General features: G+C 72.5%; 7 protein-coding genes and 4 tRNA genes. 1 reads left to right on the top strand and 10 read right to left on the bottom strand.

Annotated features, from left to right (window positions below; all coding sequences use genetic code 11):
- Positions 1–100 precede the first annotated feature (100 nt).
- Positions 101–373, bottom strand: coding sequence for a GNAT family N-acetyltransferase (locus tag ACFOX0_RS27810; protein ID WP_377551470.1), 273 nt, complete (start codon positions 371–373; stop codon positions 101–103).
- A gap of 33 nt (positions 374–406) precedes the next feature.
- On the opposite strand from ACFOX0_RS27810, the gene ACFOX0_RS27805 reads away from it, so the two are divergent.
- A complete protein-coding gene (locus ACFOX0_RS27805; RefSeq protein ID WP_377551467.1) occupies positions 407–733 on the top strand; it encodes a hypothetical protein in 327 nt (108 codons plus the stop codon).
- Between the two features lie 12 nt (positions 734–745).
- On the opposite strand, the gene ACFOX0_RS27800 is transcribed toward ACFOX0_RS27805, so the two are convergent.
- From ACFOX0_RS27800 to ACFOX0_RS27760, 9 genes are all read right to left on the bottom strand, one after another.
- Positions 746–818 (bottom strand) — tRNA-Lys (locus ACFOX0_RS27800).
- A 215-nt stretch (positions 819–1,033) separates the two neighbouring features.
- A tRNA-Phe gene (locus ACFOX0_RS27795) sits at positions 1,034–1,107 on the bottom strand.
- Between the two features lie 102 nt (positions 1,108–1,209).
- Positions 1,210–1,286: transfer RNA gene (locus ACFOX0_RS27790), tRNA-Asp, on the bottom strand.
- Between the two features lie 29 nt (positions 1,287–1,315).
- Positions 1,316–1,388, bottom strand: a tRNA-Glu gene (locus tag ACFOX0_RS27785).
- 152 nt (positions 1,389–1,540) lie between these two features.
- On the bottom strand, positions 1,541–2,398 hold the full coding sequence (locus tag ACFOX0_RS27780) for a polysaccharide deacetylase family protein (RefSeq protein WP_377551465.1): 858 nt from the start codon (positions 2,396–2,398) through the stop codon (positions 1,541–1,543).
- A gap of 96 nt (positions 2,399–2,494) precedes the next feature.
- Complete coding sequence (locus ACFOX0_RS27775; RefSeq protein WP_377551463.1) at positions 2,495–3,430, bottom strand: MerR family transcriptional regulator; 936 nt, start codon at positions 3,428–3,430, stop codon at positions 2,495–2,497.
- Positions 3,420–4,037: an isopentenyl-diphosphate Delta-isomerase gene (gene idi / locus ACFOX0_RS27770; RefSeq protein WP_377551460.1), complete on the bottom strand. Its 618-nt coding sequence runs from the start codon at positions 4,035–4,037 to the stop codon at positions 3,420–3,422. The genes ACFOX0_RS27775 and idi overlap by 11 nt, the downstream gene beginning before the upstream one ends.
- Complete coding sequence (crtI, locus tag ACFOX0_RS27765) at positions 4,034–5,518, bottom strand: phytoene desaturase family protein (RefSeq protein WP_377551458.1); 1,485 nt, start codon at positions 5,516–5,518, stop codon at positions 4,034–4,036. Before crtI ends, idi begins: the two co-directional genes overlap by 4 nt.
- Positions 5,519–5,547: 29 nt before the next feature.
- Positions 5,548–6,774: a polyprenyl synthetase family protein gene (locus tag ACFOX0_RS27760; RefSeq protein WP_377551456.1), complete on the bottom strand. Its 1,227-nt coding sequence runs from the start codon at positions 6,772–6,774 to the stop codon at positions 5,548–5,550.
- Positions 6,775–6,806: the final 32 nt, after the last annotated feature.

Here is a 6,806-nt window from a genome sequence, read left to right as displayed (position 1 = left end):
CCACCTCCTGACGATCATCCGCAACCGGCTCAAGCGCATCCAGTACCGCCCCGACCTGCTCGACGGCTTCCTGACCCACACCGGCCTAACCCTCGACGACTCAACCTGACCATTCAAGATCTGTAGCTTGCTGTGATCGTTCGTTGCGGAGATCGGTCTTGACGGCCACCCGACCCGTGTTCTGGTGCTCGAACGCGTGCCGCATCAGCATGAACTTGGCTTTCGTGTTGGCTCCGGTGCGCCAGTGGCCGGGAGTCATCCAGGTCCAGCCAATCTGTACCGTGCGGTCCTGCGACCGCAGGATCTCGACCTCGACGCGGGTGAACTCACCATCGATCGGCAGATTCAACACGTCGGTGCCGAGCTGCTGCACCGGGAGACGAAGACGGCCACATCGGACGCCACGTTGCCGCTGCCGGACATCTGCACCGTGGCGCTGGCCCGCCGGCGCGACGCCCAGGCCGTCACACGCGAGGCTGCCGGTCCGGCCTGGCAACCCTCGGACCTCGTCTTCACCACCCGCTACGGCCGGCCGGTCGAGCCGCGCAACTTCAACCGGTTCTGGGACCGTCGGTGTGACCTGGCCGGCGTGCGTCGGCTCACCGCGCGGGACGTCCGGCGTACCTGCGCCTCGCGCTGGGCCAGTCACTCGACCGATGAGAGACCTACTGCTGTGCTGCGCTGCTGTACGGCCCATGATCAGGGCACGTTCCGGTCCGGCTGGGGCCTCTGACCTGCGGTGGAGTGGGCCGCCAGGGACTCGAACCCTGAACCCAAGGATTAAAAGTCCTTTGCTCTGCCAATTGAGCTAGCGGCCCGCCGCACAGATTACCCGGTGCCCGGAGGTTCCTCGCACCTGGTTAACACCGGCGCGGCGCCGCCGCAGGTCAGCGGCCGCAGATCGGTGACATCCAAGATCACCGAGGCCGGCGCCAGGCACCGGGCCGGTCGGCAGGGCTGGGAAACAATCAGGGCCGGTGACCCGCGTCTGGCGCTGGTCACCGACCCTGTTGAAGCCCGGCGAAAGGCTTTGTGGCCAGGGGCGGGGTCGAACCGCCGACCTTCCGATTTTCAGTCGGACGCTCGTACCAACTGAGCTACCTGGCCGTGTTGCTCGGGTCATATTACCCGGCGGGCGGCGGGGCCGCCGACCGGGTTTCCTGCCCCGATACGCAGATCGCCGCGCGGTGGACGCGCGGCGATCGGCGCTGGCGGTCCTGACGGGACTTGAACCCGCGACCTCCGCCTTGACAGGGCGGCGAGCACTCCAACTGCTCCACAGGACCTCGCACCGGCTGTTGCCGGGTGTAACTCGTGCCCCCAACGGGATTCGAACCCGTGCTACCGCCTTGAAAGGGCGGCGTCCTGGGCCGCTAGACGATGAGGGCGGCCCCGCCATCATTGCACATGCGTTGCCGCGCAACTCAAACGGTCGTGCTCCCATCCGGCCCCGCCGGAGGCTCCGAAAGCATACGTGATGCCGCCCGGCCGGGCCAAACCGGTATGCCACACGGCACAGCCGGGCCCGGCCGGTCGGCGCTCACGCGAGTCGGACGATGCCGTACTTCTTCTTCAGCCAGGCGATCACCTGGGGACACGCGGTCGCGGTGCCGCTGCGGTCGCCGCCGCCGTCGTGCATCAGCACGATCGAGCCGGCCCGGGCACTACCCTCGACCCGATTGGTGATTTTGGTGGCGCCGGGCTTGGCCCAGTCCTGCGGGTCGACGTCCCAGTGCAGCGGCGTCATGCCCAGCTCGGTGACAACCTTGATCATCGCGGAGGTCCAGTTGCCGCCGGGCGCGCGGAAGTAAGGGATCTTGACGCCCGGTACGGCCTTCTCGATCGCCTGGTTGGTGCGGACCAGGTCGGCCCGGATCTCCGCCTCGGACTTCTTGCCCAGCTTCAGGTCGTGCTTCCAGCTGTGGTTGCACAGCTGGTGGCCCTCCCGGACCATCCGGGCGACCAGATCGGCATGCGCCTTGATCTGCTGACCGATCAGGCAGAAGGTGGCCTTGACGCCGGCCGCCTTCAGGTCGTCGAGCACCTTGGGCGTCCAGACCGGGTGCGGCCCGTCGTCGAAGGTCAACGCGACGGCCCGTACCCCGGTGGTGCGTTGGGTGCCCAGCGGGCCGCTCATGCCGCCGCCGCCGGAGGCGGGCGGTTTCTTCGGCGGCGTGCCGGGTGGTTTGGTGGGCGTTGCTCCGGATGGCGGGGAAACATCCGCCCCGTCCGATCCGTCCGGCCCGTCCGAGTGCTTGGGCGGCTTGGGAGCGGCCGTGTCACCGGACGCGTCGGCCGTCGGCAGCCGGTGCGTCGCGGTCCTGGTGGTCGGCGCGCAGCCGCTGACGAGCAACGTCAGCGCCGCGAACGCGGCAGCCACCATGGTGCGTTTCCGCATCAAAAACTCCCGAGGGGTGTCGGGGCGCGGCCGAGGAGTTTGGGTCTCGGCTCCATAACGGTATCGGACGTCCCACGGCAAAGGGAGTAAGCCCGGCTAGCCGGTGGCTGACCGGCCCGCAGACTCGCACACCGCCACGGCGAGCAGGACCGCCTCAGCCAGGCTGTTCGGTCGCACCACGCCCGCCGGGAGCAGATCCGCCAACCAGCCGGGACCGGCGGCCAGCACGAGCAGCGGGCGGCGCGGGCGGGCGAGCAGCGCGACCAGTTGGCCCGGATCGCCGGTGGCCGGCGAGTGCGCCCAGATCACCACGGCCGCCGGACCGGTCCGGTCCACCACCTCCAGCAACGCCGGCAGGGGCACCCGGGCGCCCAGCGCGCGGGTGGGCACCGCCACCTGGGCCAGCGCCGCCGCCAGCGCCTCCAGCGGCAGGCTGTGCTGTTCCTCGTCGGCGCAGGCCAGCAGGACCCGCGGCGCTCCGGCGGTGCCGGCCGGCCGGGGCACTGCGGCGAACGCCTCCGACAGGCAGCGGGACAGCAGGTGTTCCACCTCGATGTCCCCGCCGGTGGCGGCGAAGCGCTCGCCGATGCCGATCAGCACCGGGGCGAACACGGCCTCCCAGGCGTCGACCACGCCGTCGGCGGCGATTAACCGTTCGGCGGTCTCCCGGACTCCGACCGGGTCCAGGCGCACGGCGGCGCGGAGCAGGCCCCGGGTCGCGGGTCCGCTCGGCGGCCCGGACCCGGCCCGCTGCGCCGCCCACCGCCGCCGCGGCCACGCCGGCTCCCCTTCCGGTACGCCGGGAGCCCGGCGCGCCCAGCGGGCCGCCTCGGCCGGGCTGACCCCCTCGGCCGTGAGCTTGCGCATGATCTCCAGCCGGGCCAGGTCCTCCGCCGTGTACCGCCGGTGGTGTCCCGGTACGTGCTGGCTCGGTCCCAGGCCGTAGCGCTGGTGCCAGGTGCGCAGCGTGGTGACGGCCACGCCCAACCGGCGGGCTACCGCTCCCGCGCTGAGGGGGACGTCATCGGCCACCCGGCCGCTCCGCCGCGTCGTCCACCCCGGGGGTGGGTACGTCGTCCGGGGCGACCGCGCGGTCCAGCGCCCCGGCCTGGAAGAACCGGTCGAGTACACCGCCGAGCCAGGGGGCGTACGCCCGCGGCTCGGCGGTCAGGTCGGTCCGTAGCCGGTCCGGATCGGTCCAGCGCAGGTCGGCCACCTCGTCCGGGTCGGGCGACAGCGGCGTGTCCGGGTCGAACCGACCGAGCAGCACGTGGTCGTACTCGTGCTCCACCCGGCCGGTCTCCGGGTCCTCGGCGCGGTAGACGTACACCCCGATCTCGGTCAGCGTGACCGGGCCGGCGCCGAGCTCCTCGCGCAGCCGGCGATTGGCGGCCGCGTCGAGCGGCTGGCCGGGCGCCGGATGGCCGCAGCAGGAGTTGGCCCAGCGCAGCGGGAAGCGGGTTTTGGCGGTCGACCGGCGTTGCAGCAGCAGCCGGCCGGCCGGGTCGGCCAGCAGCACCGAGAAGGCGCGGTGCAGCCGGCCCGGCCGGCGGTGCGCCGCCTCGACGGTGTCCGCACCGACCGGCAGGCCGTCCGGGTCGACGAGTTCGACGAGGTGCTCCTCGCGTGACGTGTTCATCGCGACGTCCCGGTGATCCGACCGGCGGCGAGCTTGCCGGAGATCAACACCATCGGCACCCCCACGCCCGGCTGGGTGCCGGATCCGACGAAGACCACGTTGGACAACTCCCGGTGCAGGTTACCGGGGCGGAACGGGCCGGTCTGGAGGAGGCTGTGCGCGGCGGCGAACGGCGTACCGGCGGCCATCCCGGCGTCCGCCCAATCGGCCGGCGTGACGATCCGCTCCACCTCGACCGCGTCGGCGAACCCGACGTACCCGCGCGCCTCCAGGGTGTGTTTCAGCTCGTCGGCGTACCGCTGGGCCAGGCCGCCCCGCCAGTCCAGCCGGCCCCGGTCCAGGTTCGGTACGGGGGCGAGCACGTAGTAGCTCTGCCGGCCGGCCGGCGCCACCGACGGGTCGGTCCGGCTCGGGTTGGTGACCAGCAGGGACGGGTCGGACATCAACTCACCCCGCTTGATCACCTCGGCGAAGGTGCCCTTCCAGGGCCGGCCGAAGTGGATGTTGTGATGGGCGATCTTCGAGTACGCCTGCCGCGACCCGATGTGCAGCACCACACAGGACGGCGAGTAGGTCAACCGGCGCGGCCGGCGCGTGGCCGGCAGCAGGTCGCGACAGGCGACCGGCAGGTCGGGATTGAGCACCACCACGTCGGCGTCGACCCGCTCACCGTCGGTGGTCCGTACGCCGGTGGCCCGGCCGGCCGAGGTCTCCACCCGCTCGACGGTGGTGCCGTAGCGGATCTGCACCCCGTGCTTCTCGGCGGCACCGGCCAGCGCCCGGGAGACGGCGTGGATGCCGCCGCGGGGGAAGGACACCCCGGCGACCGAGTCGAGGTAGGCGATGACGGCGTAGATGGCCAGCGCGTCGTGCGGGGCCAGGCCGGCGTACATGGCCTGGAAGGAGAAGATCCGCCGGGTGCGCGGGTCGGCGAAGAACTGGTTGATCTTGGTCTGCAGCCGGCGGAACGCGCCCGCGGTGACCAGCCGCAGCAGGTTGGCGGTGATCAGGTCGGTCGGGGCGTCCAGGTTGCGGTCGATGAAGTCGGCCCGCTCCAACCGCCACAGGTGCCGGGCGAAGTCGACGAAGCGCAGGTAGCCGTCGGCCTCCTTCGGGCCGCAGACCCGGGAGATCTCGGCGGCCATCCGGACCGTGTCGGTGAGCACGTCCAGCGTCGACCCGTCCGGGTAGTACGCCCGGTAGGCGGGATCCAGCGGGGTGAGGTCGAGCCAGTCGGACACCTCCTCGCCCACCGCGCCGAGCGCCTCGGCGATCAGCTCGGGCATGGTGAGCACGGTGGGCCCGGTGTCGAACTCGTACCCGTCGAGGCTCAGCCGGCCGGCGCGACCGCCGGGGACCGGCTCCCGCTCCAGCACGGTGACCTGCCGGCCGGCGCCGGCCAGGTGCAGCGCGCAGGCCAGTCCGCCGAGTCCGGCGCCGACGACGACCACCCGGTCGGTGCGTCCGGTAACCGTTCGCACGCCTCTCACCTCCTGTGCGGTCGTCCGGCTCAGGCTCGCCGATGGGTCGCCGTCACGGCGAGATCGGTGAGCGCCTGCCGGGCGATCTGGTCCATGGGAGCGGTGTCCAGCGCGGTCAGCGCGTCGGCCACCCGGTCCTCGATCATTCTCTCGATCAGCTCGACCGCCCCGGTGGCGGCCACCACCTCGGCCACGCCCGCGACCACGTCGTTCCCGACCCCGCCGGTCGCGCCGGCTCCCGGCCCGGCCGCGCCGTCCTCGACCGGCCCCCCCGCGCCGGCTCCCGGCCCGGCCGGCCGGATCCGGTCCAGCACCGCCCGCTGGCCGGTGGTGGCCAGTTCCCGGGCCAGCATCAGCAGCGCCGTCGGCTTGCCGCTGCGCAGGTCGTCACCGGCCGGCTTGCCGGTGGTGGTCGGGTCGCCGAAGACGCCGAGCAGGTCGTCACGGAGTTGGAACGCCTCGCCCACGGCGATCCCGTACCGGCTGTAGGCGGCGGTCAGCGGTCCGTCCCGGCGCAACTCGGCCAGGGCCGCCCCGAACAGCAGCGGCCGTTGCACGGTGTAGCTGGCGGTCTTGTAGCGGGCCACCCGCAGCGCCCGGTCCAGCGACCAGCGCCGCGCGTCGGTCTCGCTGAGGACGTCCAGGTACTGCCCGGCGACGGTCTCGATCCGCATTTGGTCGTAGCACCGGCGCGCCTCCAACTGGGTGGCGGCCGGCACGCCCGCGTGCGACATCATCCGGTCGGCCCAGACCAGGCAGAGATCGCCGACGAGCACCGCGGCGGCCTCGCCGAACCGGTCCGCGTCACCGGTCTGGCGGGCCGCGATGTGCTGAGCGGCGAGGATGCGGTGTGCGGTGGGCCGGCCGCGCCGGGTGGCGGAGGCGTCCATCACGTCGTCGTGCACCAGCGCGAAGGTGTGCAGCAACTCCAGGGCGGCCAGGGCCGGCAGCACCGGGCCGACCGGCTCGTGCCCGCCGACCACGCCACGCCAGCCCCAGTAGGCGAAGGTCGGGCGGATCCGCTTGCCGCCGGCCAGCACGCAGTCGCGCGCGGTCCGGGCGAAGTCACCGGCCGCCGGGTCGATCTCGGCGAGTGCGTCGATCTGGCCGGACAGGAACGCGGCGAGGGTGCCCTCCACGGCGGCCCGCAGGTCGCCGGTGAACGTGGTCAGGACCTGCGGGCCGACCTCGCCGATCCCCGGCGGTGGCGTCCGCGCCTTGGGGAGCGCGTCGCCCGCAACTGCGTCGTTGGCCACGCGGTCGAGCGTACCCTAAGGTAATCATTGCG

Source organism: Micromonospora zhanjiangensis (assembly GCF_042650605.1).
GTDB lineage: Bacteria > Actinomycetota > Actinomycetes > Mycobacteriales > Micromonosporaceae > Micromonospora_J > Micromonospora_J zhanjiangensis.
The sequence above is the reverse complement of the archived record's forward strand: the minus strand, read 5'-3'. Positions and strand labels throughout refer to the sequence as shown.

What these genes read in the sequence shown, in the direction of transcription:
- ACFOX0_RS27780 (WP_377551465.1), bottom strand. Translation starts at nt 2,398, where the DNA reads ATGCGGAAACGCACCATGGTGGCTGCCGCGTTCGCGGCGCTGACGTTG.
- idi (WP_377551460.1), bottom strand. Translation starts at nt 4,037, where the DNA reads ATGAACACGTCACGCGAGGAGCACCTCGTCGAACTCGTCGACCCGGAC.